This is a genomic window from Variovorax sp. Soil_C_12, from assembly GCF_057657375.1.
Genome location: NZ_JBDGIO010000016.1, coordinates 92,885 through 117,169, shown reverse-complemented (window position 1 = coordinate 117,169; position 24,285 = coordinate 92,885). Strand labels below are relative to the sequence as shown.

General features: G+C 67.2%; 26 protein-coding genes and 1 pseudogene. 13 read left to right on the top strand and 14 right to left on the bottom strand.

The window, feature by feature from the left end:
* Positions 1–50: 50 nt before the first annotated feature.
* The 4 genes from AC3A6X_RS30520 to AC3A6X_RS30505 all read right to left on the bottom strand — a co-directional run bounded on the left by AC3A6X_RS30520 (position 51) and on the right by AC3A6X_RS30505 (position 3,210).
* Positions 51–1,037, bottom strand: a complete 987-nt coding sequence (locus AC3A6X_RS30520) for a LysR family transcriptional regulator (RefSeq protein WP_487845684.1) — start codon at positions 1,035–1,037, stop codon at positions 51–53.
* Positions 1,038–1,148: 111 nt separating this feature from the next.
* Entirely contained in the window at positions 1,149–1,385 is a 237-nt protein-coding gene (locus AC3A6X_RS30515) for a tautomerase family protein (RefSeq protein ID WP_487845683.1), read from the bottom strand.
* 23 nt (positions 1,386–1,408) lie between these two features.
* A complete protein-coding gene (locus AC3A6X_RS30510) occupies positions 1,409–2,122 on the bottom strand; it encodes an SDR family NAD(P)-dependent oxidoreductase (protein ID WP_487845682.1) in 714 nt (237 codons plus the stop codon).
* Positions 2,123–2,268: 146 nt separating this feature from the next.
* The gene (locus AC3A6X_RS30505; protein ID WP_487845681.1) at positions 2,269–3,210 is read right to left on the bottom strand and encodes a LysR family transcriptional regulator; all 942 of its coding nucleotides are present in this window, start codon (positions 3,208–3,210) and stop codon (positions 2,269–2,271) included.
* Positions 3,211–3,350: 140 nt separating this feature from the next.
* On the opposite strand from AC3A6X_RS30505, the gene AC3A6X_RS30500 reads away from it, so the two are divergent.
* Entirely contained in the window at positions 3,351–4,088 is a 738-nt protein-coding gene (locus AC3A6X_RS30500; protein WP_487845680.1) for an SDR family NAD(P)-dependent oxidoreductase, read from the top strand.
* A 24-nt stretch (positions 4,089–4,112) separates the two neighbouring features.
* Here the strand turns inward: AC3A6X_RS30500 and AC3A6X_RS30495 are convergent, their stop codons facing one another.
* Both AC3A6X_RS30495 and AC3A6X_RS30490 read right to left on the bottom strand, forming a co-directional pair.
* Entirely contained in the window at positions 4,113–4,853 is a 741-nt protein-coding gene (locus AC3A6X_RS30495; RefSeq protein ID WP_487845679.1) for a response regulator, read from the bottom strand.
* A gap of 138 nt (positions 4,854–4,991) precedes the next feature.
* Positions 4,992–5,384 (bottom strand): hypothetical protein, encoded by a 393-nt coding sequence (locus AC3A6X_RS30490; RefSeq protein ID WP_487845678.1) that lies wholly within the window; start codon positions 5,382–5,384, stop codon positions 4,992–4,994.
* 227 nt (positions 5,385–5,611) lie between these two features.
* Here AC3A6X_RS30490 and AC3A6X_RS30485 point away from each other — a divergent pair, with 227 nt between their 5' ends.
* The 9 genes from AC3A6X_RS30485 to AC3A6X_RS30445 all read left to right on the top strand — a co-directional run bounded on the left by AC3A6X_RS30485 (position 5,612) and on the right by AC3A6X_RS30445 (position 12,669).
* Positions 5,612–6,220, top strand: a complete 609-nt coding sequence (locus tag AC3A6X_RS30485; protein ID WP_487845677.1) for a DUF4337 domain-containing protein — start codon at positions 5,612–5,614, stop codon at positions 6,218–6,220.
* Positions 6,221–6,374: 154 nt separating this feature from the next.
* On the top strand, positions 6,375–6,860 hold the full coding sequence (locus AC3A6X_RS30480) for a SixA phosphatase family protein (RefSeq protein ID WP_487845676.1): 486 nt from the start codon (positions 6,375–6,377) through the stop codon (positions 6,858–6,860).
* Positions 6,861–7,039: 179 nt separating this feature from the next.
* Entirely contained in the window at positions 7,040–7,555 is a 516-nt protein-coding gene (locus tag AC3A6X_RS30475; RefSeq protein WP_487845675.1) for a DUF1269 domain-containing protein, read from the top strand.
* A 38-nt stretch (positions 7,556–7,593) separates the two neighbouring features.
* Complete coding sequence (locus AC3A6X_RS30470; protein ID WP_487845674.1) at positions 7,594–8,733, top strand: c-type cytochrome; 1,140 nt, start codon at positions 7,594–7,596, stop codon at positions 8,731–8,733.
* A gap of 35 nt (positions 8,734–8,768) precedes the next feature.
* Positions 8,769–10,544, top strand: a complete 1,776-nt coding sequence (locus tag AC3A6X_RS30465; protein ID WP_487845673.1) for a cytochrome c oxidase subunit I — start codon at positions 8,769–8,771, stop codon at positions 10,542–10,544.
* Positions 10,541–11,173, top strand: coding sequence for a cytochrome c oxidase subunit 3 family protein (locus AC3A6X_RS30460; RefSeq protein WP_487845672.1), 633 nt, complete (start codon positions 10,541–10,543; stop codon positions 11,171–11,173). Before AC3A6X_RS30465 ends, AC3A6X_RS30460 begins: the two co-directional genes overlap by 4 nt.
* Positions 11,174–11,189: 16 nt before the next feature.
* Positions 11,190–11,897, top strand: a complete 708-nt coding sequence (locus AC3A6X_RS30455; RefSeq protein ID WP_309972244.1) for a heme-copper oxidase subunit III family protein — start codon at positions 11,190–11,192, stop codon at positions 11,895–11,897.
* A gap of 12 nt (positions 11,898–11,909) precedes the next feature.
* On the top strand, positions 11,910–12,224 hold the full coding sequence (locus tag AC3A6X_RS30450) for a cytochrome C oxidase subunit IV family protein (RefSeq protein WP_487845671.1): 315 nt from the start codon (positions 11,910–11,912) through the stop codon (positions 12,222–12,224).
* Between the two features lie 97 nt (positions 12,225–12,321).
* Positions 12,322–12,669, top strand: a complete 348-nt coding sequence (locus AC3A6X_RS30445) for a hypothetical protein (protein ID WP_487845670.1) — start codon at positions 12,322–12,324, stop codon at positions 12,667–12,669.
* A 7-nt stretch (positions 12,670–12,676) separates the two neighbouring features.
* Here the strand turns inward: AC3A6X_RS30445 and AC3A6X_RS30440 are convergent.
* The 4 genes and pseudogenes from AC3A6X_RS30440 to AC3A6X_RS30425 all read right to left on the bottom strand — a co-directional run.
* Positions 12,677–12,952, bottom strand: a pseudogene (locus AC3A6X_RS30440) (JAB domain-containing protein); the annotation flags it as partial.
* The gene (locus AC3A6X_RS30435) at positions 12,909–14,267 is read right to left on the bottom strand and encodes an SDR family oxidoreductase (RefSeq protein WP_487845669.1); all 1,359 of its coding nucleotides are present in this window, start codon (positions 14,265–14,267) and stop codon (positions 12,909–12,911) included. The gene AC3A6X_RS30435 and the pseudogene AC3A6X_RS30440, both read right to left, overlap by 44 nt.
* 146 nt (positions 14,268–14,413) lie before the next feature.
* Complete coding sequence (locus tag AC3A6X_RS30430; protein ID WP_487845668.1) at positions 14,414–15,781, bottom strand: HipA domain-containing protein; 1,368 nt, start codon at positions 15,779–15,781, stop codon at positions 14,414–14,416.
* Positions 15,778–16,077, bottom strand: a complete 300-nt coding sequence (locus AC3A6X_RS30425; RefSeq protein ID WP_487845667.1) for a helix-turn-helix domain-containing protein — start codon at positions 16,075–16,077, stop codon at positions 15,778–15,780. Before AC3A6X_RS30425 ends, AC3A6X_RS30430 begins: the two co-directional genes overlap by 4 nt.
* A 220-nt stretch (positions 16,078–16,297) precedes the next feature.
* On the opposite strand from AC3A6X_RS30425, the gene AC3A6X_RS30420 reads away from it, so the two are divergent.
* Positions 16,298–17,098 carry an alpha/beta hydrolase gene (locus tag AC3A6X_RS30420; protein ID WP_487845666.1) on the top strand — a complete coding sequence of 267 codons (801 nt, stop codon included), beginning with the start codon at positions 16,298–16,300 and terminating at the stop codon, positions 17,096–17,098.
* A gap of 9 nt (positions 17,099–17,107) precedes the next feature.
* Here the strand turns inward: AC3A6X_RS30420 and AC3A6X_RS30415 are convergent, their stop codons facing one another.
* Genes AC3A6X_RS30415 through AC3A6X_RS30400 form a run of 4 tightly spaced genes read right to left on the bottom strand, consistent with a single transcriptional unit; the run spans position 17,108 to position 21,890 of the window.
* Positions 17,108–17,755: a DUF6064 family protein gene (locus tag AC3A6X_RS30415; RefSeq protein ID WP_487845665.1), complete on the bottom strand. Its 648-nt coding sequence runs from the start codon at positions 17,753–17,755 to the stop codon at positions 17,108–17,110.
* 3 nt (positions 17,756–17,758) lie between these two features.
* Positions 17,759–18,700 (bottom strand): aldo/keto reductase, encoded by a 942-nt coding sequence (locus AC3A6X_RS30410; protein WP_487845664.1) that lies wholly within the window; start codon positions 18,698–18,700, stop codon positions 17,759–17,761.
* A 30-nt stretch (positions 18,701–18,730) separates the two neighbouring features.
* Positions 18,731–21,136 (bottom strand): spermine/spermidine synthase domain-containing protein, encoded by a 2,406-nt coding sequence (locus tag AC3A6X_RS30405; protein ID WP_487845663.1) that lies wholly within the window; start codon positions 21,134–21,136, stop codon positions 18,731–18,733.
* 7 nt (positions 21,137–21,143) lie between these two features.
* A complete protein-coding gene (locus AC3A6X_RS30400) occupies positions 21,144–21,890 on the bottom strand; it encodes a protein-L-isoaspartate(D-aspartate) O-methyltransferase (RefSeq protein ID WP_487845662.1) in 747 nt (248 codons plus the stop codon).
* A 249-nt stretch (positions 21,891–22,139) separates the two neighbouring features.
* Here AC3A6X_RS30400 and AC3A6X_RS30395 point away from each other — a divergent pair, with 249 nt between their 5' ends.
* Together AC3A6X_RS30395 and AC3A6X_RS30390 are read left to right on the top strand one after the other, a co-directional pair.
* A complete protein-coding gene (locus AC3A6X_RS30395; protein WP_487845661.1) occupies positions 22,140–23,300 on the top strand; it encodes a hypothetical protein in 1,161 nt (386 codons plus the stop codon).
* A 65-nt stretch (positions 23,301–23,365) separates the two neighbouring features.
* The gene (locus AC3A6X_RS30390) at positions 23,366–24,217 is read left to right on the top strand and encodes a hypothetical protein (protein WP_487845660.1); all 852 of its coding nucleotides are present in this window, start codon (positions 23,366–23,368) and stop codon (positions 24,215–24,217) included.
* The last annotated feature ends 68 nt before the right edge of the window (positions 24,218–24,285 follow it).

The following is a 24,285-nucleotide window of genomic DNA, read 5'->3' as shown; positions in this document are numbered from 1 at the left end:
AGGCGAAGCCAAGGTGCCCCGGTCTTGTCCCCTCTCCCTCCGGGAGAGGGCTAGGGTGAGGGCACCGGACCTGTCCACGGAGCTTCCCGCGAAAGATCGAGCGCAGCCTTGGAAGAGTTGCTGCACACCAGCGCGCGCTCCTCGAAGGCTTCGCGCAGCCTGGGCAACGCGAAGTCGACGAACGCCCGCACCTTCGGAACCGAAAGACGCCCGTGTGGGGACACCAGGTGCACCGGCAGGGGCGCATGTTCGTGCGCTGCGAGGATGATCTTCAGCGTGCCGTCGGCCACCGCGTCCGCGAGGTGGTACGAGAACATGCGCACGACCCCGCGCCCCTGCACCGCGGATGCGACGGCCGCGCGGATGCTGTTGACGGTGAAGCGAGGGTTGAACTGCACGGTTCGCGCAACCGCCGACCCGTCGGCCGGCGGAAAGCTCCACGAGTCGATGCCGAAGTGCGTCATCGCGATGATCTGGTGCCCGGCGAGGTCCGACGGCTGCGTGATGGGCTCGTGGCGCGCGAGGTAGCGCGGCGACGCCGCCACGACGCGCCGCACTTCGCCGACGCGCAGCGCGACCAGCGTGGAGTCCGGGAGGTGGGCGATGCGCAGCGCGACGTCGATGCCTTCCTCGACCAGGTGGGTGGGACGGTCGAGCATGTCCAGGCGCACGGACACCTCGGGAAACTTGTCCATGAAGGCGTCGAGCACCGGGCGCAGGAGCGTCTCGCCCGCGGCAACGGGGGCCGTGACCGCGAGCATGCCGCGCGCTGCCGATCGCTCGCCGGCCGCGGCCATGTCGGCTTCCTCGAGGTCGGTGAGGATGCGCCGGCACGCGAGGGCGTAGCGCTCGCCCGCCTCGCTGAGCTTGATCGCCCGCGTGGTGCGATGCAGCAGTTCTGCGCCGACATGCGCCTCGAGGAAGGCGATGGCGCGGCTCACGGCGGCCGGCGACTTGCCGAGCTTGCGTCCGGCGCCGGCCAGGCTGCCCTCGTTGAGCGCCGCCACGAAGACCTTCATCGCGTCGATGCGATCCACGATTCTTACCCGGGGTGAATGAATGCCGGAGCATAGGCATTCGTCCGCGGGGCGGCAATTCGCGGCTCCGCCGGGTGCTGCGGCCCGGGCGCCGCCGTCCGAGCGGCGTCGCTACCTGGCCTGCTCGGCGCGCCGTCGCCGGAACTCCAGCGCGGGCAGGCCGCCCCATCCCCAGTTGTCGGTGGCTACCTCTTCGATGATGACGAAGGTGCTCTCGAAGGGCTTGTTCAGCACGTCGCGAAGCAGCTCGCTGGCGCCCTTGATGAGTGCGGCCTTTTCTTCGGCGGTGACCGAATCGGCTCCCGGCCTGGTGCCTTCGCGGGTGACCTGAATGGTGACGATGGGCATGATGGCTCCTTCGTGTGGATGGGTCAGTGGCCGGCGCTCTGGCCGCCGTCGACGTGCAGGATCTCGCCCGTGACGAAGGACGCGGACTCCAGGTAGAGCACCGCATCGACGATATCCCCAATCTCGCCCATGTGGCCCACCGGATGCAGTGCACCCAGCCATGCGTGCGTGTCGGGCGCATGCATCGGCGTCTTGATGACGCCTGGCGCCACGGCATTGAAGCGGATGCCGCGGGCCGCGTACTCGATGGCCAGCGACCGGGTCGCCGCGTTCAGGCCGCCCTTCGTCAACGACGCGAGCACCGAGGGCACCTGGGCGTTGGCATGGTCGACCAGGCTGGTCGTGATGCTCACGACGTGCCCGGACCCGTTGCGCTCCATCGCTTCGACGGCGGCCTGGGTGATGTGGAAGAAGCCGGCGACATTGGTCGCGATCTTCGAGGCGAAATCGCCCTCGGTGTACTGCGTGAAGGGCTTGGCGATGAAGATGCCCGCGTTGTTGACGAGCGAGTCGATCCGGCCGAAGCGCGCCAGGCCTTCGGAAACGACGCGCTTCGCCGTCTCGGCGGAACCGATGTCGCCCGCGATCGCCAGGACGCCGGGATCGTTGGAGGGCCGGATGGACCGCGAGGTCGCGACGACGCTGTAGTTGCGCTCGCGCAGCGCCTTGACCAGACCGGCGCCGATGCCTTGGGATGCGCCCGTGACGATGGCGACTTTGTGTTGCTGATGGCTCATGATTCGATGTGACCTTCTTCGCCGATGAGTGAGTGGCGAACGCTCTTCGATCAAGGATCTGACCGTGGTCCGAATCTAGGTGCGCGACCCGCAAGGGGGAATGGCCGCCGTCCGGCAGAGAGTCTTCCGCGCGGCGGCCGGATGCCTCAGGGGACCGGTCTTGGCGGCGCCGCCCTTCCATCGTCGCGGTGGCTCATCAGGAAGTCCACGAAGGTCCGCACGCGCAGCGGCACGAAGCGCAGCTGCGGATAGAGGAGATTGAAGGGGCGGGCGCGGCCGCCGAAGGGCTTGAGCACTTCGATCAGCCGCCCTTGGCGCAGGTCTTCTTCGACGACGAATCGATAGGCCTGGAAGATCCCTGCGCCGTGGAGGGCCAGTGTCACGCCGGCAAGGACGTCGTCGGAACAGGAGTAGCCGCCGGAGGTGGGCATCTCGATGTCCTGCCCGTCCCGGCGAAACAACCAGGGGATGGTGCGGCCGCTGCTGGGCAGCTCGAACTGGATGCAGTCGTGGGCGGTCAGATCTTCCAGGGTCTTGGGTTCTCCGCGCCGGCGCAGGTAATCGGAAGTCGCGACCAGCACCAGCTCGGCATCTTCGAGATGGCGTGCGATCAGCGTCGAATCGCCGGGCGCGCGAACGCGCACCGCGAGGTCGTAGCCCTCCGCGGCGAAATCGATGTTGCGGTTGCTGACGTGGACCTCGACGCGAATGTCGGGATAGCGCGCCCTGAACTCGGGCAGCAGCGGGAGCAAGCGATAGTGCCCGTAGGTGGTGGGGGTGCTGATGCGCAGCAGGCCGCTCGGCGTGACCTGCTGGCCGCTGACCTCGCGCTCGGCCTCGACCAGCTGGTGCAGTGCCTGGCGGCATTGCGCGTAGTAGGCCTGCCCCGCCTCGCTCAGGCGGATCTGCCGCGTCGTGCGCACGAAGAGCCGCACGCCGAGGCGCTCCTCGAGGCGGGCCACCGTCCGGCTCACGGCGGCGGGCGTCAGGCCCGCGAAGTTGGCGGCGGCGGTGAACCCGCCGTGCTCGGCCGCCAGGCAGAACAGTTCCAGGCTTCCCAGCATCAGGTCATCGAATTGGCGATTCATGGTATGAATTACATGATGTAAGAACTGAAGTGGCACAGGCTGTATTTATCAACTCAAAGGTAGCAAATAGAGTACGCCTCAAGGGAACAGCAACACAAGCCCCCTTGATCCCAGCCCCAACCACCCGAAAGGAATTCACCATGAAGACCCAAGCCAAGACCATCGTCATCACCGGCGCTTCGAGCGGCATCGGCCTGGCGCTGGCCGGCGCCTTCCTCCAGCGCGGCGACAACGTCATCGGCAACGCCCGGACCGCCGAGCGCCTGCAGGAGGCGGCCGTGTCGCTCGGTTCGCCCGACAACTTCGTGGGCGTCGCCGGCGACGTCGCCGATCCGGCCGTCGGCACGGCGCTGGTCCGGCGCGCCGTCGAACGCTTCGGCCAGGTCGACGTGCTCATCAACAACGCCGGCATCTTCAACGCCAAGCCCTTCGTCGAGTACACGCCCGACGAACTGGAGGCGCTGGTCAACACCAACCTGAAGGGCTTCGTCTACCCGTCGCAGGCCGCTGCCCGCCACATGATCGAGCGCAAGGCGGGCCGCATCATCAGCATCACCGCGAGCATTGCGTCCGCGCCCAACCAGAGCGTGCCGGCGCTGCTGCCCGTGCTGGTCAAGGGCGGCATCGACCACGCCACCAGGGCACTTGCGCTGGAGCTGGCGCCGCACAACATCCAGGTGACCGCCGTGGCGCCCGGCATCGTCGACACGCCGCTCTACACGAAGGACATGCACGGCTTCCTCAACACGCTGCAGCCGGCCGGCCGCATCGGCACGACGCAGGAGATCGTCGACGCGGTGCTCTACCTGAGCGGCGCCGGATTCACGACCGGCATCGTGCTGCCGGTGGATGGAGGGATGGGCGCCGGCAAGTGGTGAGCCTGTCTTGCGCCGCGCGACGCCTCAGTCCTGCGCCTCGACCGTCGTTGAAAAAACGTAGCCCTCGCTGCGCACGGTCTTGATGTAGCGCGGCTCGCGCGCATCGTCGCGCAGGCGATCGCGCAGCCTGCTGACGAGCAGGTCGATCGAACGCTCGAAGAGTTCCGCTTCCCGCCCCTGGGTGAGGCTGAGCAACTGGTCACGACTCAGCACCCGTTGCGGATGATCGAGAAACACCCGCAGGAGCCGGTACTCCGCGCCGCTGAGGGCGACCATCACGCCGCTCGCGTCGATCAGGTGGCGCGCGGTGGTGTCGAGCTGCCATTCGCCGAAGGCCAGCTTGGTGGCGCCCTCGGTCGATCGCATGTTCGGGGGCAGCATCCGGGTGCGGCGCAACACGGAGCGCAGGCGGGCGAGCAGTTCGCGTGCGGCGAAGGGCTTGGCCAGGTAGTCGTCGGCCCCCATCTCCAGGCCGAGGATCCGGTCGGCTTCCTCGTTGCGGGCCGTCAGCATCAGGATGGGGATCGCCTTGTACTTGCCGGAGCGCAGGTCGCGGCACAAGGACAGGCCGTCTTCTCCCGGCAGCATCAGGTCGAGAATGATCAGGTCGAAGGGCCCCGATTCCTCCAGTGCCGCCCGCATGTGGCGGCCCGTGGGCACCGCGGCGACGCGCAGGCCGTTCTTCACCAGGTAGGTGGTCAGCAGTTCGCGGATCTCGCGGTCGTCGTCGACGATGAGGATGTGATCGGTGCTCTTCGGAGTCATGGCAGCGGCGGCTTGGCAGGGGCGAGGTGCAGTCGCAAATGTATGCGCTCTGCACCGCGCCTTGTACGCCCGTGTATCCGGCGAGGCTGGCGTACAGGCGCGTACAAAGCCGTACCCTGCATGACAACCGCGCCGCCCTCAGGCAAGGGGCGGGGGCGGGTGGCCGTCCTGCCGGCTGAATGTGCTCGCCGCTGCCTGCAATTCGGGCACGAAGGTGAGGAGCCGGCGCGTGAGCCAGTACAGGTTGGAGGCATCGATGGGGTCCGGCATGCGCAGGGTCTTGATCAGCCGCTGCGCACGCTCCCCCAGGCCAATGGCGATCAGCGGCTCGAGGACCGCTGCCAGATCGCGCCTGACGTGCGCGTCCACCAGGTCGTGCTCATCCAGGCTGTGCCAGATGGCCTGGACTGCGCGTTCGCACAGTTCGGCTTCCGATGGCGGTGCCAATGCTTCGGGGTAGCCCAATGCGCTCGGAGGCATCGGGTGCATGCTGCGCGCTCCGTTGGGCGCGAGGTTTTTTCTTGAAGGCATTGGCGGCTCCTTCCTGGCAGACACGATACGCCGGCTCGAACTGAAGGGCAATGCTCGCGAAGCCGGGGGCCCCGCGGGCTGGCCCCGATGCCGCACGCCTGATCCGGGGCGGCGCGACAAGGCAGAATCCAGCCGCCCGAGCTCGCAGCGAAAAAGCTGGCGCCGGTTTCGTCAGCCCGGGCACCTTCCAGCCGTTTCGTTTTCTCTTTCATTCCGGAGACCTCCCCATGTCAGGACAAGGCTTTCACGTGCACGGCCCGCACGACCATGAACTCGAGCACGCCGCCTCGCACGAGCAACACCATCCCGCCCCCGGGCACGACAGCGGCCGAAGGAGCATGACCAACCAGATCGCGGTGTGCACCGCCGTCATTGCCACGGTCGGCGCGGTCTTCGCCTACATGGGCGGGCTCACCCAGGCCAATGCGGGGCTGTACAAGAACAACGCGGGCATCAAGAAGACCGAGGCCGCCAACCAGTGGAATTACTTCCAGTCCAAGAGCACCAAGCAGTCGCTCGCCGAGTTTGCGCGCGACACGTCGCCGGACGATCGCCGGCAGGCCTGGCAGGACAAGATCTCGCGCTACGAGAAAGAGAAGGGCGAGATCCTGCTGGTGGCGCAGAAGCTCGAGGAAGAGTCCCGCGAATGGGACCGGCAATCCGACGTGCAGTTGCACCAGCACCACCGCTGGGCCCAGGCGACCACGGCACTGCAGGTGTCGATCGCGCTGGCGGCGATGGCCCTGCTCACGCGCAAGAAGTGGCTGGAGTGGGGCATGCTGGGCGTGGCCGCCGGCGGGCTGGTGGTGGGGGCGCTGGCGGCGCTGCATATCTGAGGGGGCACTGAGGGGCCGCTGAGGGGGCGGCACGGGCTCGCCGCAAGGCGTGACCCTCTCCGATTGACAGCGGCCGGCGCCATCGGTCACAACGAGATCGCGGATGCATTGCCCGATAACCGAACCCCGCACGAACAGCGAAAGGACGGCCCTCATGAAAATCTTGTTCCTGGTCCGGCATGCGAAGTCGAGCCGCGACGATCCATCCTTGCCCGACCGGAATCGGCCGCTGAACGACCGCGGCCTTCATGACGCGCCCATGATGGGCCAGCGCCTCAGCAGAAGCGGGGTGAAGCCCGATCGGCTCGTATCGAGCCCCGCGCTGCGTGCGCTGACGACGGCACAACTCGTGGCGGACGCGATCGGCTACCCGCGCCAGGACATCGCGATCGACGACAGCATCTACGAGAGCAGTCCGGAGCGCCTGCTCGCCGTCATTCGCGGGCTCGACGGCCAACTGGCCTGCGTGATGGTCTTCGGCCACAACCCCGAGTTCACCGAGCTCGCGCACCGGCTTGCACCCGAGATCACCGAGATGCCGACCTGTGCGGTCGCCGAGCTCCACTTCGACACCAACGCCTGGACGGATATCGGGGTGCTCGACCCGGCGAAGGTGAAGCTGGACACGCCGAAGAAATAGGTCTGCGCCGTGATTGCGCATGACGCGCCGAAGGACCGCATGGTGGACTTCCATGGCCGAGCGCTGGGCGCCGCCTTCGGTCGATGGGTGGCCAACTACTCTTGATAACCCTTTCGCCCTGACATATAAGGGTTGCGTGGTTTCCTTGTTACGTCCTCAAGACGGCAAAGGAGGGCGCCATGAAAAGACGCATTTACTGGCTGATGCCCGACCTGGCGAGCGCCCGGCGGGTGATGCATGACCTGGTGCAGGCGCGGGTCGATGCCGCGCACATCCATTTCGCAGGACCCGAGGGCGCAGACATGCGCGGGCTCCATGCGGCCAACGTCTGGCAGACCTCCGACCTCGTGCACGCCGCCGAAAGCGGCCTGCTGATCGGCAGCGTGGTGGGCGTGGTGGTCGGCCTGGCAGCCGCGCTGCTGTTCCCCGTCGTGGGCGACGGACCGCAATGGGAGATGGCGGTGGCGCTGGCGGTGCTGGGCGGCCTGCTCGGCGCCTGGTCTTCCAGCATGATCGGCATTTCCATTCCCAGCCCGCGGCTGGCGCGCTTCCAGAGCGCGATCGCCTCGGGCCAGGTGCTGCTGATGGTCGACCTGCCGCGCGCGCGCGTGGCGGACATCGAGGCGCTGCTCGAGAGCGCCCATCCCGAAGCCCGCTTCGCTGGCGAGGAGCGGCAGGTCCCGGTCTTTCCCTGAAACGCGCCCGAGCGGCGCATGGACGAAAGGGCCCGCACATGATCATGGCTTGGGTGCTGGCGCTCATCGTCGTGGGGTCGGTGCTGTTCCACCTGTTCAATCCCTGGTGGATCACGCCGCTGGCGTCCAACTGGAAGGCGATGGACGACACCCTGACCATCACCCTGGTGATCACGGGCATCTTCTTCGTCGGCATCAACCTGTTTGTCGTCTACGCGCTGCTGCGCTACCGCCACCGCCCCGGCAGCCCGCGCGCGGCGCATGAGCCGGAGAGCAAGGCGCTGGAGCGCTGGCTGATCGGCATCACCACCGTCGGCATCATGGCGCTGCTTGCGCCCGGCCTCGTGGTCTATGCAAGCTACGTGAAGCCGCCGCAGGACGCGACGGTGCTGGAGGTGCTGGGCCAGCAGTGGCAGTGGCGCTTCCGCCTGCCCGGCGCCGACGGCAAGCTGGGCCTGAGCGAGACGCGCCATGTCAGCCCGACCAATCCCTTCGGCCTCGACCCGGCCGACGCGGCGGGCCAGGACGACATCCTCATCGCCGAGCAGGAGGTCCACCTGCCGCTGAACAAGCCGGTGCACGTGATCCTGCGCTCGCACGACGTGCTGCACGACTTCTTCGTGCCGCCCTTCCGCGCCCGCATGAACATGGTGCCGGGGCAGATCAGCACCTTCTGGTTCACGCCCACCCAGGCCGGGCGCTTCGAGGCGATGTGCTCGCAGCTGTGCGGCGTGGGGCACCCGAACATGCGCGCCGTGGTGGTGGTGGAGGATGCGGCCAACTACCAGGCCTGGCTGAAGGACAAGGAAACCTTCGCGGTGACGCAGCGGCCGCCGACCCGCGAGGGCGGGCAGGTCGCGCAGGGCCGCGCGCTGGCCAATGCCAAGGGCTGCGTGGCCTGCCACTCCATCGACGGCAGCACGCGCGTGGGCCCGACCTGGAAGAGCCTCTTCGGCAAGACCGAGAACATGCGCGACGGCTCCACCGCGCTGGTGGACGACGCCTACCTGGGCGCCTTCATCCGCGACCCGCAGGCGCGCGGCGTCAAGGGCTTCGCGCCGGTGATGCCGAAGATCCCCTTGAGCGATGAGGAGGTGGCGGCACTGGTGGCCTACATCAAGAGCCTCGGCCCCACGCCGCCCCCGGCTCCCCCAGTCGAGCAGAAGGCGCAGCGATGAGCGCAGCCGCGATCCACGAGGAGTGAAGGAACCCCATGTCCAGCATCGTCGTCCCCGCACCCCACCACGAAGCGAAAAGCTTCTGGACCCGCTATGTCTGGAGCCAGGACCACAAGGTGATCGCCGTGCAGTACGCCTGCACGGCCATCACCGTGGGCGTGATCGGCGTGGTGCTGTCCAACCTGATGCGGCTGCAGCTGGGCTACCCCGGCGCCTTCGAGTTCATCACCCCCGAGCGCTACTACCAGTTCGTCACCATGCACGGGATGATCATGGTGATCTACCTGCTCACCGCGCTCTTCCTCGGCGGCTTCGGCAACTACCTGATCCCGCTGATGGTGGGGGCGCGCGACATGGTGTTCCCCTACCTCAACATGCTGAGCTTCTGGGTCTACCTGCTGTCGGTGCTGGTATTGATGGCGAGCTTCTTCGTGACCGGCGGGCCCACCGGCGCGGGCTGGACGCTCTACCCGCCGCAGTCCATCCTCCCCGGAACGCCGGGGAGCGATGCCGGCATCGTGCTGATGCTGGTGTCGCTGCTGATCTTCATCGTCGCCACCACCATGGGCGGCCTCAACTACGTGACCACCGTGCTGCAGGCGCGCTGCCAGGGCATGACGCTCCTGCGCATGCCGCTGTCGGTGTGGGGCATCTTCGTTGCCACCATCCTGGCGCTGCTGGGCTTCCCGGCGCTCTTCGTCAGCGGCGTGATGCTGCTGCTGGACCGCGCCGTGGGCACCAGCTTCTTCATGCCGGCCCTGCTGTCGCTGGGCAGCCAGGCGACGCAGTACAAGGGCGGCAGCCCGCTGCTGTTCCAGCACCTGTTCTGGTTCTTCGGCCATCCCGAGGTCTACATCGTGGCGCTGCCGGCCTTCGGCCTGGTGTCGGACCTCATCAGCGTACACGCGCGCAAGCGCATCTTCGGCTACCGCATGATGGTCTGGGCCATCGTGGCGATCGGCGGCCTGAGCCTGGTGGTGTGGGCGCACCACATGTTCGTGGCGGGCATGAATCCGTACTTCGCCTTCTTCTTCGCGACCACCACGCTGATCATCGCGGTGCCCACCGCCATCAAGGTCTACAACTGGCTGCTCACGTTGTGGCGCGGCGACATCCACCTGTCGGTGCCGATGCTGTTCTCGCTGGCCTTCATCTGCACCTTCGCGATCGGCGGGCTGACGGGGCTCTTCCTCGGCAACGTGAGCGTGGACATCCCGCTGTCGGGCACCTACTTCGTGGTGGCGCACTTCCACATGGTGATGGGCGTGGCGCCGCTGCTGGTGGTCTTCGGCGGCATCTACCACTGGTACCCGATGGTCACGGGCCGCATGCTGGACGACCGGCTGGGCCAGCTGCATTTCTGGGTCACCTTCCTCGGCACCTACCTCATCTACTTCCCGATGCACTACCTCGGCGTGCTGGGCATGCCGCGGCGCTACTACAACTTCGACCACTACCAGTTCATCCCGCCCTCGGCCTACAGCCTCAACGCCTTCATCACGGTGGTGGCGCTGCTGGTCGGCGTGGTGCAGGTGCTGTTCATCTTCAACCTGGTGTGGAGCCTGCGGTACGGGAGGCGGGCGGACAGCAACCCGTGGCGCGCCGCCTCGCTCGAATGGCAGACGCCGCAGACGCCGCCGGTGCACGGCAACTGGGGGCCGGCGCTGCCGGTGGTCTACCGCGGGGCTTATGCCTACGGCGTGCCCGGCGCGCGCGAGGACTACATCCCGCAGAACGCACCGCCCGAGGCCGGCGGGCTGGAGGCCGAGGACGAGGCCGGCAAGGGCGGGGCCAAGGGGACCACGACATGAACACCAGCGCCGCGCTTCGCCCCGGCTATGGCGGCCGGCGTCCGGACCCGCATGCCGCCGCGCTGTCGGCGAGCATCGGCCTGTGGGTGTTCATGGGCGTGGCCACGGTGCTGTTCGCGCTGTTCGTCACCGCCTACGTGATGCGCATGAGCGGCGAGGACGCGGTGGCGATCGCGCTGCCGTGGCAGCTGGGGTTGAGCACGGCGCTGCTCGCGGGCGGCAGTGCGGCGCTGCAGGCCTCCGCAAGGGCGGCGCGGGGCGTGGCGATGCGCCGCACGCGAAAGCTGCTGCTGGCCGGCGGCCTGTGCGCGCTGGCCTTCCTGCTGGTGCAGCTGTGGGCCTGGTCGGCGCTGTTGTCGGCGCAGGTCATGCCCGCGGGCAATCCGGGCGGCAGCTTCTTCTACCTGCTGACGGCGGTACACGGGCTGCATGTGGCGGGCGGCCTCGCGGCTTGGGCCTGGACAGCGCGCGCCGCCTGGCACCCTGCCGCGGACCTGGTCGGGCTGGGCTGGCGTATCGGGCTGTGCGCGCGCTACTGGCACTTCCTGCTGGCGGTGTGGGTGGTGCTCTTCGCCATGCTGGGATGGCTGACGCCCGAGGTGGCGCGCTTCATCTGCGGCACCGCCTGACCGAGGAGCTCCTGCGATGAACACCGCCGCCGTCCCCCCGATCGCGCCACCCATCCTGGCGCCGGCCAGCGCCGTCGCCGGCTGGCGCGGGCTGATCGCCGACTGGTCCTCCGACCGCGAAGCCTTCCACGTCTCCTGGGGCAAGGCGATGATGTGGATCTTCCTGCTGAGCGACACCTTCATCTTCAGCTGCTTCCTCGTCGGCTACATGACGGTGCGGGTCTCCACCACCGTGCCCTGGCCCAACCCCAGCGAGGTGTTCGCGCTCCATGTGGCCGGCGCCGACGTGCCGCTGCTGCTGATCGCGATCATGACCTTCGTGCTCATCAGCAGCAGTGGGACGATGGCGATGGCGGTGAACTTCGCCTACCGCGGCGACCGCGCCAACGCCGCCGCGCTGATCCTGGTGACTGCCATGTGCGGCGAGATCTTCGTCGGCATGCAGGCCTTCGAGTGGTCCAAGCTGATCATCGAGGAGGGCGTGCGGCCCTGGGGCAACCCGATGGGGGCGGCGCAGTTCGGCTCGGCCTTCTTCATGATCACCGGCTTCCACGGGCTGCATGTGTCCTGTGGGGTGGTGTACCTGCTGACCGTCGCCTTCAAGCTGATACGGGGCGACTACGAGCGAACGGGCAACTACCAGATCGTCGAGATCGCCGGGCTCTACTGGCACTTCGTGGACCTGGTGTGGGTGTTCATCTTCGCGCTGTTCTATCTCTGGTGAGGAGACAAGACCATGAATCCCGGCACCGGCCAGCAGCATCCGATCAGCCTCTACCTCAAGATCTGGGGGCTGCTGTTCGTGCTCAGCACGCTCTCCTACCTGGTGGACTACCTGCACCTCCAGGGCTATCTGCGCTGGGGGCTGATCCTGACCTTCATGATCATGAAGGCGGGGCTGATCGTCGCGGTCTTCATGCACATGGCCTGGGAGCGGATGGCCCTGGTGTACGCCATCCTGCTGCCGCCGCTGGCGCTGCTGGTGCTGGTGTGGCTGATGGCGGCGGAGGCGGGGCATACCCTGCTCACGCGACTGCTCTTCTTCAACTGAGACGTGCGCTCCCCTGCGCGGGGGATTCGCACGGGCCGTCGAACTCCTAGACTCGAATCGCACGCGACAGTCGCGCGCATCCGAAGGGAGAAAGAACATGGCATCGCAACAGTTGCTTGGCGCCGTCGCGGCGGCGCTCGTCCTGCTGGCAGCTTCGCCGGTGCCAGCGCCTGCGCAGGGGCAGGCCCCGGACCGGCGTTACCTGGCCGCGGCCAGCGTCGAGACGCTGCAGCGCACCTACCTCGAATGCGACCGCGTCGCGACCAACACCCGGCTCGACCTCGCGAGTGCCGCGCATTGCTCGATGGTCGGCGAGGAACTCAAGCACCGCGTCTTCGACGGCGACTTCGAGCGGCTGCTCGCCTGGTGGCGCGCCAACAGGTGGACGGGCGCGGAAGCGGTGTCGGACTCGCAGACGCACGATCACGGGCCGGACATTCCATAACCGCTGCTCACAGCAGCCCATGCTCGGCGAGCGAGCACGTGAGCGTGCCAGCGACGATGACGTGATCCAGCACGCGCACATCGACGGTTGCCAGGGCGCCCCTCAAGGTGTAAGTCAAGGCCTCGTCTGCGCGGCTCGGCTTGGGATTCCCATCGGGATGGTTGTGAGAAAAGATCACCGCGGCGGTGTTGAGCCGCAGCGCTTCCTTCACTACTTCGCGCGGGTAGACGGAAGTCTGATCAATGGTGCCGCGGAACATCTCGACGTACTCGATCAGACGGTTGTGACCATATGCGCCTTACTTGCCAGATGAACTTGGCCTGCGCCGGTGGTGTGTTGAGCTTGCTCGGGTACTTGTCCCGCGGGTACATCACGAACAGCGGACCATGATCGCGCGCGGTCATGCGCTTGCCGTCCCGGCTGTGCGCCAAGATGGGACTGAAGGCCTGCAGGTCCGACATGGGAATACTGGCGCTGTAGTCATCCAGTGCCTGCACATCCAAGCGTGACCCACTTGCACCGATATGCTTGAGCACGTTCGCCAGCAGGGGGCCGTCGAACCTTGATCGCGTGGTCCATGTGGTCGAGGTGGTGATCGAACTTTGCGGGAGCGACATGAATTCTTCTTCGCTGAAGCGGTAGCCCTTGGCTTTCTCGTCAGTGAACTTGCGGATGTTGCCGCGGACGATCAGGAAAGCGCGTCGATCCTCCTTGGAGTGAGCGAATCGCGCCAGGGCACCGAGTGCCGCGACCGTCAGAAGCTGCCTTCCTCGAAACATATTCTCTCCCTTCCAGAGCGCCCGCTTGCAGTGTTGCTTGCACGAATCGACCGTGCAGCGGCCGGTCAGTAAAGCTGCCGACTTCGCCCGCCGTCGACGGCCAGCACCTGGCCGGTCACGTAGGTGGCATCGATAGCCAAGTACACGACGGCACCGGCGAGTTCCTCGAAGGTGCCAATGCGGCCGAGCGGTATGGACTCGTTGATCCTCTTTGCTCGCTCGGCATCGGCCCAGGTCTCCGGATAGGGGCAAGGTGCCGGGTTGGACGACGTTGAAGCGCACATGCGGCGCCCAGTCATTTGCGAGCGCGAGGATCATCGATTGCAGCGCACCCTTGGCCGTGGTGTATGACACGTGCCCCTTGGGTGCACGGTCAACCGCGATGTCGGTGACGGCGACGACGGACCGAAGCGCCTTAGGCTGGTCGGGTCTCGGCCGCAGCGTGGCAAGGATGGCGGCATGGGCGCCGATGTGGATGGCGATGTCGATATGCGTGCGATCGATGTCGCCGACGTCGCTGGCGTGGTACGCCGAGGCATTGCACACAACGACTGTCACGCCTTTCGAAGCAAGCCATGCCGGCACCGAGAAGTTCTCTGCAGCGAAATCTCGAGGCGTGTGGTGGATGACAACGGACAAGCCGCGGGCATGCAGCGCACGGGCGATGGCTGCGCCGCCGCGCCCTGAACCGCCTGTGATCAATGCCCAGGCCTGGCCGTCGCCACCCGGCGAAAGCGGGCTCTCGTGGAAGGAAGTCACTATGTCTCTTGGGGCGGTGAAGTGGATGGAGATCGCGCTCGGGCTGGCCAGTGCCTGCATCTTTGCGCGGCGTGGATGCTAGAAAGATCCGAAGCGTTGCGGGAGATCTCGCGACAATTGGCGACGTTTCGTTGTGGCCCCTGGCCGCCCGTGATCTGTCTGCTCTACGCCAGCGCAGCCCACGGGGGCGCTGGCGCTGCACCCTGCTACAGGTACTCGTCCTTGATTCCCGATGCCTGGCCGGCCAGCGCGGCCAGCCGCTTCGCCTGGCCGGCGATGAAGTCGCGCAACCCGGCCGCGAAGGCGCGCTCTTCGTCCACGTAGTCTGCCGCCAGTGCCTGGGTCTGCGCATGCTCGGCCGCGAGCTTGGCAAGGCGTGTGGCCTCGCGCTTCAGCAGGCGCCGGTCGATCCTGCATCGCTTCGCGAAGTCCGCCAGCTGATACGCCCCCACTTCGTCGAGCGAGAACGCATCGCCATAGGCCATCGCCAGCTCGTGGTCGATGCGCGGATAGCGCACGACGCTGACCAGGTCGTACCAGGGCGCGGGCTCCAAGCCCTGCCGGTGAACGAAGAACGAAAAGTTCTTGCCGTGTGCATCGCTGTTGCCGATCAGGTACTGGAACAGGGCCCACCGCAGCAATGTCAAGCGCGCCACGGCCTTGTTCACGGTTCTTTCCACGAGTTCGGACAGGACCTCGAAGCTGACGCCTTCGCGGATATTGCGAACATGCTCGCCGCTCCCGAAATTGCGCTCGTACTTGTAGGTCGCCGGCAGGTCTGCGGCCTGGCATGCGTCGATGATGTGCAGGCGTTGCACGGTCTGCCCGGCGGCTGCTTCCACCACGGCCCGGTCGAAACGCCTGACGACAAGCACCGGTCTCGGCGTTCTGTAGAGGCTCACGTCCGCTGCCGGCAGGCCCATCCGCTTGGCTAGCGACATGCAGAAATGCTCGTTGACCGCGAGATGGGGTGTCGCCGTTCGGGCCGGGTCCGGCTTCAGGATGTGCGTGGATGCCAGCGGCGGCTCGACGAGAAAGATGCGGCCGCCGTCTTCGAGCGCCTGATCGAGGTAGACCATCAGCTTGTCCTGCACGCCGGCAATGGACATGCGGACCCTGCCATCCCACACCGCCAGCGAAACCGAGTCAAGCTCGCTCAAGCGCTCATGCAGTTCGGCGCGACTCACTTCGCGCGGTGGGGTGGAGGCGACGGCCGGCGGTGCCTCGCCTGGGCGCCAGAACCTGAACGCGCCCGTAGTCTCCGCGCCGAGCGCGTCGATGAGCGCGAAGATGTTCGACCTGGACACGCGGAAGGTGCTGGCGACGATGTCGAGCGCACGCCCTTCCGGCAACAGGTTCTCGATGAAGCGTTTCACGGCCCCGGCGGCGTAGCCTGCCTCGGAGGGCTCGAACGGCAGCGCGGGCGACAACGCAAAGGCCTCGGGCGTGTCGACCCAGTCCCGGTCGTAGCCGAGCGACCAGAGGTCGTTCTTCGGCTCGTAGCCCACCGTCGCGACGCGCTGGCCGTCCGCCCAGAGGACGAGCGTGCGAGGGGAGTCCGTCGCCGAGGTCATGGCCCGTCAGCACGTGCCGCGCCTGGTAGCGAGACCGATTGCATCCACGGGTGCTCCTTGGGGCCGACCACGAGCGCCAGGCCCAGTCCGTCCAGCACCGTGAGGAGCTTGTCCAACCTGACCGAGCCCTTGCCGTTTTCCAGGCGAGACAGGAGATCGACCGAGACGCCGCTCAGGGCAGATGCGTCGTCGATGCGCAGCAACTGCGCGCGCCGTCGCGCTCGGACTAGCGCCCCGAGGTCGAGCGCGTTGGCGATGCGGAGGGGTCCAGGGGAGGCGCCTTGCTTTGTTGGCATTTCGGAGTTCCAGGGATGGAGCAGCTTGGGCAAAGTAAAAGGTCTGTGTTTCTGAAATTCCGAAACTATGCCACATCGCTGCCCTAAGTGAAACTTGTTCCTTAAACTCCGAAACCACCCGCCTGACGATGCGGCGCCCTCGCAGCTTGCCGCTCGGTCAGTGCGCGAAATTCAGCTCGTCCGAGCCACCGCCGGCCCACAATGGCCCGCACCGCAACCCATGAAAGCCGTCCTCTCCTCGATGCTCAAGCTCACCCTGGCCTGTGCGATCGGGCTGGCCGGCATCGCCATGTTCCAGGACCGCCTGCTCTACTTTCCCGCGCCGGCCACCGTTGCCGAGGTGGCTACCGGTGGGCTGCAGGCCTGGCCATCGGCGCAGGACTTTCGTGGCCTGGCGGCCGAGCCTGCGGGCACCGCACGTGGCACGGTCATCGTCTTCCATGGCAACGCCGGGCATGCCGGCCACCGCGCCTACTACGCCACGGCGCTCACGCGCCTGGGCTTTCGCGTGCTGCTGGCCGAGTACCCAGGCTACGGCCCGCGCGGCGGCGATGTGGGCGAGCGCAGCTTGGTCGAGGACGCGCGGCAGACCCTCGCGCTGGCGCATCGTGCGCACGGGGCGCCGCTGCTCGTGATCGGCGAATCTTTGGGCGCGGGCGTCGCGGCCGCAGCGGCCGCGCAGGCACGCGAGCAGGTCGCCGGCCTGATGCTGATCACGCCCTGGGACCGGCTCGTGCATGTCGCCAGCTACCACTACCCCTGGCTGCCCGTGAGCTGGCTGCTGCGCGACCGTTACGACAGCGCCGCCCACCTCGCATCCTTCGGCCGTCCGGTGCTGGTGGTCGTGGCGGGCCGCGACCGCGTCGTGCCCTCGCGCCTGGGCGTTGCGCTCCACGAGGCGCTGCCTGCGCCCAAGCGGCTGCTGACGATCGAGGAGGCCGGCCACAACGACTGGCCCGGGCAGGTCGACGCGCGCTGGTGGCAGGCGGCGACGGAGTTCCTGCTGGGCAGCGCTCCCTGAAACGCGGCCCTACATTGCCTGCCAGGCGCAACCTTGAGACGCGCGCAGCGTCCACTGTGTGAGCGCGCCGATCACGCACCACAGCAGCGGGATCGGCCACAGCAGGATCGCGAGCACCCGGGCGAAGCGCGCCGCAGGCACCGCACGCAGAAGCAGCAGCAGGCCGAGCGTACCCACCGCCGTCGGGTCAGGCGCCAGCCCGAAGAGCCCGGCTTCCCGCCAAGGCCGGCCGGACAGCGCCAGGCCGAGCCACGGCTGCACGAAGACGGCGAAGAGCAGCAGCCCGAGGCCCAGCGCTTCGCGCCCGCCACGCCGCACACGCAGTTCGAGCCCCGCGCCGACGGCGGCCAGCAGCAGCACCCCTTCGATCGCGAAGGCCGCGGCGAACCAGGTCGCCGCCCAATTGATGGCCGCATAGCGTTCCAGATGAAATGCCCAGGCCACCCAGAGCCAGCAGGCCGCGAGCATCGCGCAGCAGGCGCGCGCCGCCGGGCCCGCGCTCCCCCTCAGCGCGACGAGCACCAGCGCCAGCCCCAGCGCCACCGCGAAGAAATGCGCCGGCCAGATCTCCGCGTTGTAGAGCTCGAAGAGCCGATGCCAGGTGCGCGCCGAGAACAGCAGGAAGTCCGAAGGCCGGTAGCTCCACCACTGCGACATCGATCACAGCGCCTGGACGTGCGCCGCCATGCGCTGGCGCATCGCCGCGTCGGGCATGGGCCCGAGTCCGGCGCCCATGTTCTGCTGCACATGCGCCACGCTGCGGGTGGCCGGGATCGCGCAGGTCAGCGCCGGGTGCGACACGATGAACTTGAGCGCGAACTGCGCCCAGCTGTCGCAGCCGATCTCGTCGGCCCAGGCCGGCAGCGGATGGCGCTGCAGCGCGCGCAGCAGCGCGCCCTCGCGGAAGGGGCGGTTGGCGATCACCGCGATGCGCCGCTCGCGTGCCAGCGGCAGGATGCGCGATTCCACCTCGCGATCGAGCAGGTTGTAGCTGACCTGCACGAAGTCGATCGGCTGACTGGCCATGATCGATTCGATCTCGCGGTGCCGGCGCCCCTCGGAGGTGGTGATGCCCACGTAACGCAGCTGCCCCGCCGCCTTCATCGCGAACAGCGTCGGCAGGTGCGCCTCCCAGGCGAGCAGGTTGTGCACCTGCAGCAGGTCGAAGCGCGGCACCCGCCAGAGCCGCCGCGACTCCTCGATCTGTCCGGGCCCGCGCGCGCCGGCGCCGATCCAGACCTTGTCGGCCGCGAACGCGCCCGCCGTGCGGCTGATGCGCGCCAGCCCTTCGCCGATGACCGACTGCGAGGAACCGTACATCGGCGACGAATCGATCATGCGGCCGCCCGCGTCGAAGAAGGCGCGCATCACCTCCGCGCAGCCCTCGCGCGCGGCGCGGTCGTTGCCGACGTTGAAGGTGATCCAGCTGCCCAGGCCGATGGCCGGCACCAGCTCGCCGGTGGAAGGAATCGCGCGCGTGGCCGGGCCGCGCGGCCGCGCCTGGGCATGGCCGCAGGCTGGGCCCAGGAGGGGCGGGAGTCCCCCCGCGAGCACGCACAGGAACTCGCGGCGGGTCGGCGCGATTCGCAGACGGGCAGCCATGCTGGTGTGTCCTTGGAGACTTGCATGTTGTCAAGGACGCGCCGCCGCCGCAAGCCCGTACAGGAGCAGCGCGGCCAGCACCACCGCGGTGAACCCCAGGTGGATCGCCAGCAGCGTCGCCAGCACCGCCGCGATCACCGAGGCGCAGCCGTTGATGCCCCAGGCCCACGGAATCAGCCGGGCATCGACCGCCTCCACCCGCGCCAGGCCGAGCGGAAAGGGCATGCCCATGAAGAAGGCCAGCGGCGCGATGAGCGCCGCGGACAGCGCGATCTTCGCCGCGTCCGGCCAGCCCATCGCATGCCGCAGCAGGAGCGGGAGCAGCAGCAGGCACAGCGCCGCCGATGCCGCGATGGCCCAGGCCACGGCCTTCACCGGCGGATGGCGTGCGGCCACGCGGCTGCCGATGCCCGCGAACAGCAGGAAGGCGAACAGCACCACCGCGACCGCGTAGAGCGGGTGGCCCAGGAACAGCACGAACTTCTGGATGAAGGCGATCTCGATGAACATGAAGCCGAAGCCGATCGCCAGGAAGTACGCCAGCATGCGGCCGCGCGCACCGCCTGCGCCGCGTAGGGCCTCATGCGCCTGGGAGCGCCGCCGGCTCACCCAGGCCATGGGCAGCCCGATCAGCAGCAGGCTCGCCAGCGTCGCCTGCACCAGCGTGGCCGCCAGCACTGGGTAGCCCCAGTCGAGCAGCGGCAGGCCGCCGCGGCCCTTCGAGGCCAGCAGCTCCGGCAGCGAGCGCCACTTGAAGAAGTGGAAGAAGTGCGGCCTGTCGTCGGTCGCCGGGGCGATGTTGAACTTGTAGTCGCGCACGAAGGCGTCGCGCCCCGGGCCCAGCAGCGCGCTCGCGCCGTCGAAGAGGTCGGGGCGCTCCACCACGTTGTAGCGGTTCGCCTCCTCGGGCCGCATGCCGGGGTAGTAGCCGAGGTCGAAGGAGCGCGCGCTGCAGAAGGCGCGGATCGCCGCGATGTCTGCAGCGTCGAAACTGCCGTTCTTCACCAGCAGCGTGGCGGTCTTCCAGCTGCGGACCAGGACCAGCCGCGACGCGGAATCGGTGGCGCCGGATCGCTCCAGCGCCCCGATGGCGGCCGCGAAGAGCTTGAGCGTGTCGCGCGGCGGCAGCGTGACCCAGCGCGTGATCGCCAGCAGGCCGCCCGGCCGCAGGCGGCGCAGCGCCTCCTGCAGCGCTTCGACCGTGTAGAGGTAGTTCTCCGACAGCGCATGGAGACCGGCCGAGGAGGCGCTGAAGCCATCGAGCAGCGCGACCTGGATCAGGTCGTAGCGCGCGTCGCCGGCGGCCAGGAAGGCGCGTGCTTCGGCCACCTGCACCTGCGCGATCCGCGAGTAGACCCCGCCGGCCTCTTCGCCGAAGCGCCCGCGCACAAGCTCGACCACCTGCGGGTTGAGCTCCACCGCATCGATGCGACTCGCGCCGTGGTAGTGGGCCTGCAGCACATCGGCGCCCGAGCCGGCACCCAGCACCAGCACCCGCGGGCGCTGGAGCAGGTGGTAGGGCAGCGCCGAGCTGATCTGGTCCAGGTGCGCGAGGCTCTCGCGCCGGCCGTCGAAGTGGGTCAGCGCGTTCAGGCCCTCGCCATCGGTGAACACGCCCCATTGCGGCGGCGGCTCGGTCGTTGCGTTGAGGCTCAGACCCGGCGCGTGGCGCAGCGGGATGCGCGGGCTCTCGACCACGCTGACCAGGCCCAGCGGGCTGGAGCGTTCCAGCACGACGCGGGCCCCGGGGATACGCAGCGTCTGCGGGAGCTCCTTGTACGGCGACATGGCCGGCGCCAGCCAGGCTGCCGGCATCAGCATCGACGCACCCGCGCCCGCCAGCAGCAGCGCCGCCGGCCACCGCTTCCTGCCGCCGCATTCGAGCCAGGCCGTGGCTGCGGCCAGCCAGCCCAGCGCCCCGATCAGCTTGAGCGCCGCCTGCGGCGACAGCACGAACAGCAGAGCCACCACGCCCAGGCTGCCCACGCCCGCACCCAGGATGTCGAAGCTGTAGATGCGCGGCTGCATGCCGCGAAAGCGCGCCAGCGCGAGGCACACGCAGGCGCCCGCGCAGAGGAAGGGCAGCAGGAGCAGCAGGTAGAGCGCCAGCAGCCAGGCGGGTTGGCGCGGGTCCCACAGGATCTCCAGCGGATTGAAGGGCACCTGCTGCGCGAGCAGAAAGCAGCCCGCGGCCGTGAGCCCGAAGGCTGCGGCCGCGGCGCAGAAGAGCGGAACGAAATGCCGTTCGATGGCACGCGGCACCAGCGTCAGCAGCGCGCCGCTTGCGCCGTAGCCGAGCAGCGCGAGACTGATGATCATGTAGGCGAAGTGATGCCACAGGCTGATCGAGAACAGCCGCATCAGCAGGATCTCGTAGGCCAGGGCGGCGGCCGAGATCAGCGCCACGGCAATGACCGGAGCGCGGTGCGAAGCCATGGGGGGCCTAACGCGCGCCGCCCGTCAGCGGCACGAAGGCCACCGGCAGGATCTGCCGCGTCGAGACCGTGCCGTCCGCATTCTTCTCGACCAGCATCAGCTGCTGGACCAGGAAGGCCGCGCCCACCGGGATCACCATGCGCCCGCCGGGCTTGAGCTGGCGGATCAGCGGCGGCGGGATGTGGCTGGCCGCGGCGGTGACGAGGATGGCGTCGTAGGGCGCGTGTTCCTCCCAGCCGTGGTAGCCGTCGGCGAGGCGCACTTCGACATTGCGATGGCCCAGCGTCTGCAGCCGCTCACGTGCCGCGAGGCCCAGCGGCTGGATGATCTCCATGCTGTAGACCGTGCGCACCAGCCGCGCCATCACAGCAGCCTGGTAGCCCGAGCCGGTGCCGACCTCGAGCACCTTGTGATCGGGCTGTGGCTGCGCAAGCTCGGTCATCAGCGCCACGATGTAGGGCTGCGAGATGGTCTGGCCGTGGCCGATGGGCAGCGGGCGGTTCTGGTAGGCATAGAGCCGCTGGTCCTCGGGAACGAAGGCGTGGCGCGGCACCTGGCGCAGGGCCGTCATCACGCCTTCGGACAGCGCCGGCCGGCCGGTCGCGCTGCCGGTCTCGCGCATCTGGGCGGCGACGGTTTGCATGAGGCGCTGGCGTTCGTCTGCGCGGTCTTCGAGCACCGCGGCAGGGACGGCGGCCAAGGCCGCGGGCAGCAGGAGGGCTGTGGCAATCGAGCGGAGAGCAGCGCTGGACATCGCAACGGTTCGATGGCGCCCGAAGGCGCGATATCACATGATGGGCGCGCCGCGGCGCGCGGTCCAGCCCATGCGCGTTGCCCACGGCAGCGACGCGGGTGGCCAGGAGCTGCTGAAAGCCCGGGCGCTTATTTCGCGCGGTGGAACCTGCGCATGGGCAAGCGTTACCTACTGGGGCCTTGCACGACGACCTGAGTGCAGGGCTCCAAGAACATTCATCTACCCCCTCCCTCACAAGAAAGCCCTCCCATGCTCCCTCATTCCTTCAACGCAGGCCGGCATTCGGTATTCGATGTGCGCGCGAAGCAACGCCAAATCCCTCCGAAACATCGGGGCTTGCTCAACGCCGACAGTCCACTGGCTGTGCACAACTACTTCGACGGGCAGGAGCCTTGCGATCTCGTCACCGTGGCGCAGTGGGCGATTGATCACCATCAACAGAAGCTGCTGCAACAGCTTCAGGCCGATGGATTTCAGGGCCCCGTTCCAGTGTCTGACCTCTACCGGGCGAGCAAGCTGTACGAGATGGCCGGGCCGGGGCTTGCCGTCGAGTTGGAGCTCCTGCACGAGATAAATCCGGGCAACGTGGACGAGCTCATTGCTTTCCTGGACAGGCCAGATGTGAAGGTCACGGGGCTTTGGCTGAATCTCTCATTCAAAGGCGATGCAAAACCGCTCGGCCGTCTACTCTCGGCCGTCGATGCTCTTCCCAATCTGGAAGTACTGAAGATCGAGGTAGACGGCCAGTCCGAGGGACCCGTTACTCCCGACGTACGCTTGGCATTGGCGAATTCCAAGGCATGCATGGACCTGTCCGGGGCGGCGCGTTCGTTGATTCTGATCCAGCACCAATTGGGCAGCAGCATTCTCAACAGAATTCAGGACGACGCAGTGCGTACCTTGTTTCTGGCTAAAGAGAAAAAAGAAGCGGCTAATGACCTTCTCGGCCATGCTGAAGTAATGCAGAAAGAGGCTGAAGCACTTCCAACCGGACTCGAGAGGTCGCAGTATGAAGAACGCGCGACATCGGCCCAGTGCACTGCCAGAAAGGTTCGCTTGATAGCTGAAGATTTGCACGCCAACGCTGTGGCCAAGCGAGGTGCGCGCAGGGCGCTGGCGGCGTTCCTGGGTATGGAAAATTGCCCTGCGACAGGAAATCGTATTCCCCATGCATTCGTCGACATCCTCGTGCGCCTTGCATGCAGTTGGAACGAAGATGGACTACTGTGCGCCGTCCGCCTGCTGGCACCGGACTACGTCATGACTTTCAGGGTGTGGGAACCCTCCCGAGCCTCGTTAGACCTACTTGCAACATGCCGGGTGCCCTGCCATCTGGAGTTCGCCATCGATCAGGCGACCATTGGAGATCTCACGCACTCGATAGATAAACTGCGGGCCTTGTCGGACTGACTCTGACGGTTGTTGAAGACCTCGACCAAGATCGCACAAGCATTCTTCTCAATGACATCGCTCGCATGCCGCCAATCGAGCATTTCTCTTTCACGATCATTCGTGGGGTTTCCATGAACCTGGACATAGATTCGCAACCCTTCTCAGGCCACCTTGTCAGTTCCTTGGTGCTCAAAGGTGGGAGGCTCGCGGGCAGTGCTGAGCGCCTCTTCCTGCAGCATCTCTTCAACGGATTGCAGCCGAGTTCTCTTTTGCTTGACGAGATGACGCCTGACGGCGCAGCCGAGCTGATCGGCGCCATCACTGCAGAAGGGAGGAAGAGGTTGAGTTCGCTGACCATCTATTGCGAACCCGGCGGCTCGCAAGAGCCTTCACTCGTGGCTGCCATCGAGGGCTTGCTGCAAGAACCTCACAGGCTAAGCAACATCGTGGTCCGATCAGAGGAGCCGCTGGGCAGCAGCCAGGAGCTCGCAACCTTGAGGGGTGTGGCTTTAGAGAACCCACCTACCGGCGATATTCAATTCGAGCACTTTTCGCTTGCGAGCAGCAGTTGGGAAAGCGACCTCCATGTCAGTTTTCCGCTTCATACTCTTGCGAAGACCTTCTTTCAGCATCTCGGGCTCGGGCGGGACATAGGAACACATACGGTCAACATCGGTGCCTTGTCGGTCGAAGACATCCCGACGCTCATGGTTCTCTCAAAGGAAATGCACAGCACGGTATCCACAGCCCAGTCCGCAAGATTCATCGTGCTCGATTTGCGCCATAACAATCGTGACCTTGAATCCTTGCGTAAATCGTTGAAGTTGCCTGGAGGCGAGTTCGACCAAGCGTTGGTGAAGGAGGTTCGGCTGCAACTTAAAGGGGGTCTTCCCTCCGCTGTGGCGATGCTCGACAAGGCAGTGGAACCGCAATGAAGCGGCGTAGCACGCTTTAAGCGTGCGGTGCCGGGTGCCGCTGTGGCGCTGTGCAAGGACTCCACATA

What these genes read in the sequence shown, in the direction of transcription:
- AC3A6X_RS30430 (WP_487845668.1), bottom strand. Translation starts at nt 15,781, where the DNA reads ATGACCTCGGCGACGGACTCCCCTCGCACGCTCGTCCTCTGGGCGGAC.
- AC3A6X_RS30405 (WP_487845663.1), bottom strand. Translation starts at nt 21,136, where the DNA reads ATGGCTTCGCACCGCGCTCCGGTCATTGCCGTGGCGCTGATCTCGGCC.
- AC3A6X_RS30490 (WP_487845678.1), bottom strand. Translation starts at nt 5,384, where the DNA reads ATGCCTTCAAGAAAAAACCTCGCGCCCAACGGAGCGCGCAGCATGCAC.
- AC3A6X_RS30410 (WP_487845664.1), bottom strand. Translation starts at nt 18,700, where the DNA reads ATGGCTGCCCGTCTGCGAATCGCGCCGACCCGCCGCGAGTTCCTGTGC.
- AC3A6X_RS30495 (WP_487845679.1), bottom strand. Translation starts at nt 4,853, where the DNA reads ATGACTCCGAAGAGCACCGATCACATCCTCATCGTCGACGACGACCGC.
- AC3A6X_RS30395 (WP_487845661.1), top strand. Translation starts at nt 22,140, where the DNA reads ATGCTCCCTCATTCCTTCAACGCAGGCCGGCATTCGGTATTCGATGTG.
- AC3A6X_RS30460 (WP_487845672.1), top strand. Translation starts at nt 10,541, where the DNA reads ATGAACACCAGCGCCGCGCTTCGCCCCGGCTATGGCGGCCGGCGTCCG.
- AC3A6X_RS30400 (WP_487845662.1), bottom strand. Translation starts at nt 21,890, where the DNA reads ATGTCCAGCGCTGCTCTCCGCTCGATTGCCACAGCCCTCCTGCTGCCC.
- AC3A6X_RS30425 (WP_487845667.1), bottom strand. Translation starts at nt 16,077, where the DNA reads ATGCCAACAAAGCAAGGCGCCTCCCCTGGACCCCTCCGCATCGCCAAC.
- AC3A6X_RS30470 (WP_487845674.1), top strand. Translation starts at nt 7,594, where the DNA reads ATGATCATGGCTTGGGTGCTGGCGCTCATCGTCGTGGGGTCGGTGCTG.
- AC3A6X_RS30420 (WP_487845666.1), top strand. Translation starts at nt 16,298, where the DNA reads ATGAAAGCCGTCCTCTCCTCGATGCTCAAGCTCACCCTGGCCTGTGCG.
- AC3A6X_RS30515 (WP_487845683.1), bottom strand. Translation starts at nt 1,385, where the DNA reads ATGCCCATCGTCACCATTCAGGTCACCCGCGAAGGCACCAGGCCGGGA.
- AC3A6X_RS30450 (WP_487845671.1), top strand. Translation starts at nt 11,910, where the DNA reads ATGAATCCCGGCACCGGCCAGCAGCATCCGATCAGCCTCTACCTCAAG.
- AC3A6X_RS30485 (WP_487845677.1), top strand. Translation starts at nt 5,612, where the DNA reads ATGTCAGGACAAGGCTTTCACGTGCACGGCCCGCACGACCATGAACTC.
- AC3A6X_RS30505 (WP_487845681.1), bottom strand. Translation starts at nt 3,210, where the DNA reads ATGAATCGCCAATTCGATGACCTGATGCTGGGAAGCCTGGAACTGTTC.
- AC3A6X_RS30465 (WP_487845673.1), top strand. Translation starts at nt 8,769, where the DNA reads ATGTCCAGCATCGTCGTCCCCGCACCCCACCACGAAGCGAAAAGCTTC.
- AC3A6X_RS30475 (WP_487845675.1), top strand. Translation starts at nt 7,040, where the DNA reads ATGAAAAGACGCATTTACTGGCTGATGCCCGACCTGGCGAGCGCCCGG.
- AC3A6X_RS30435 (WP_487845669.1), bottom strand. Translation starts at nt 14,267, where the DNA reads ATGCAGGCACTGGCCAGCCCGAGCGCGATCTCCATCCACTTCACCGCC.
- AC3A6X_RS30500 (WP_487845680.1), top strand. Translation starts at nt 3,351, where the DNA reads ATGAAGACCCAAGCCAAGACCATCGTCATCACCGGCGCTTCGAGCGGC.
- AC3A6X_RS30390 (WP_487845660.1), top strand. Translation starts at nt 23,366, where the DNA reads ATGCCGCCAATCGAGCATTTCTCTTTCACGATCATTCGTGGGGTTTCC.
- AC3A6X_RS30480 (WP_487845676.1), top strand. Translation starts at nt 6,375, where the DNA reads ATGAAAATCTTGTTCCTGGTCCGGCATGCGAAGTCGAGCCGCGACGAT.
- AC3A6X_RS30510 (WP_487845682.1), bottom strand. Translation starts at nt 2,122, where the DNA reads ATGAGCCATCAGCAACACAAAGTCGCCATCGTCACGGGCGCATCCCAA.
- AC3A6X_RS30415 (WP_487845665.1), bottom strand. Translation starts at nt 17,755, where the DNA reads ATGTCGCAGTGGTGGAGCTACCGGCCTTCGGACTTCCTGCTGTTCTCG.
- AC3A6X_RS30445 (WP_487845670.1), top strand. Translation starts at nt 12,322, where the DNA reads ATGGCATCGCAACAGTTGCTTGGCGCCGTCGCGGCGGCGCTCGTCCTG.
- AC3A6X_RS30455 (WP_309972244.1), top strand. Translation starts at nt 11,190, where the DNA reads ATGAACACCGCCGCCGTCCCCCCGATCGCGCCACCCATCCTGGCGCCG.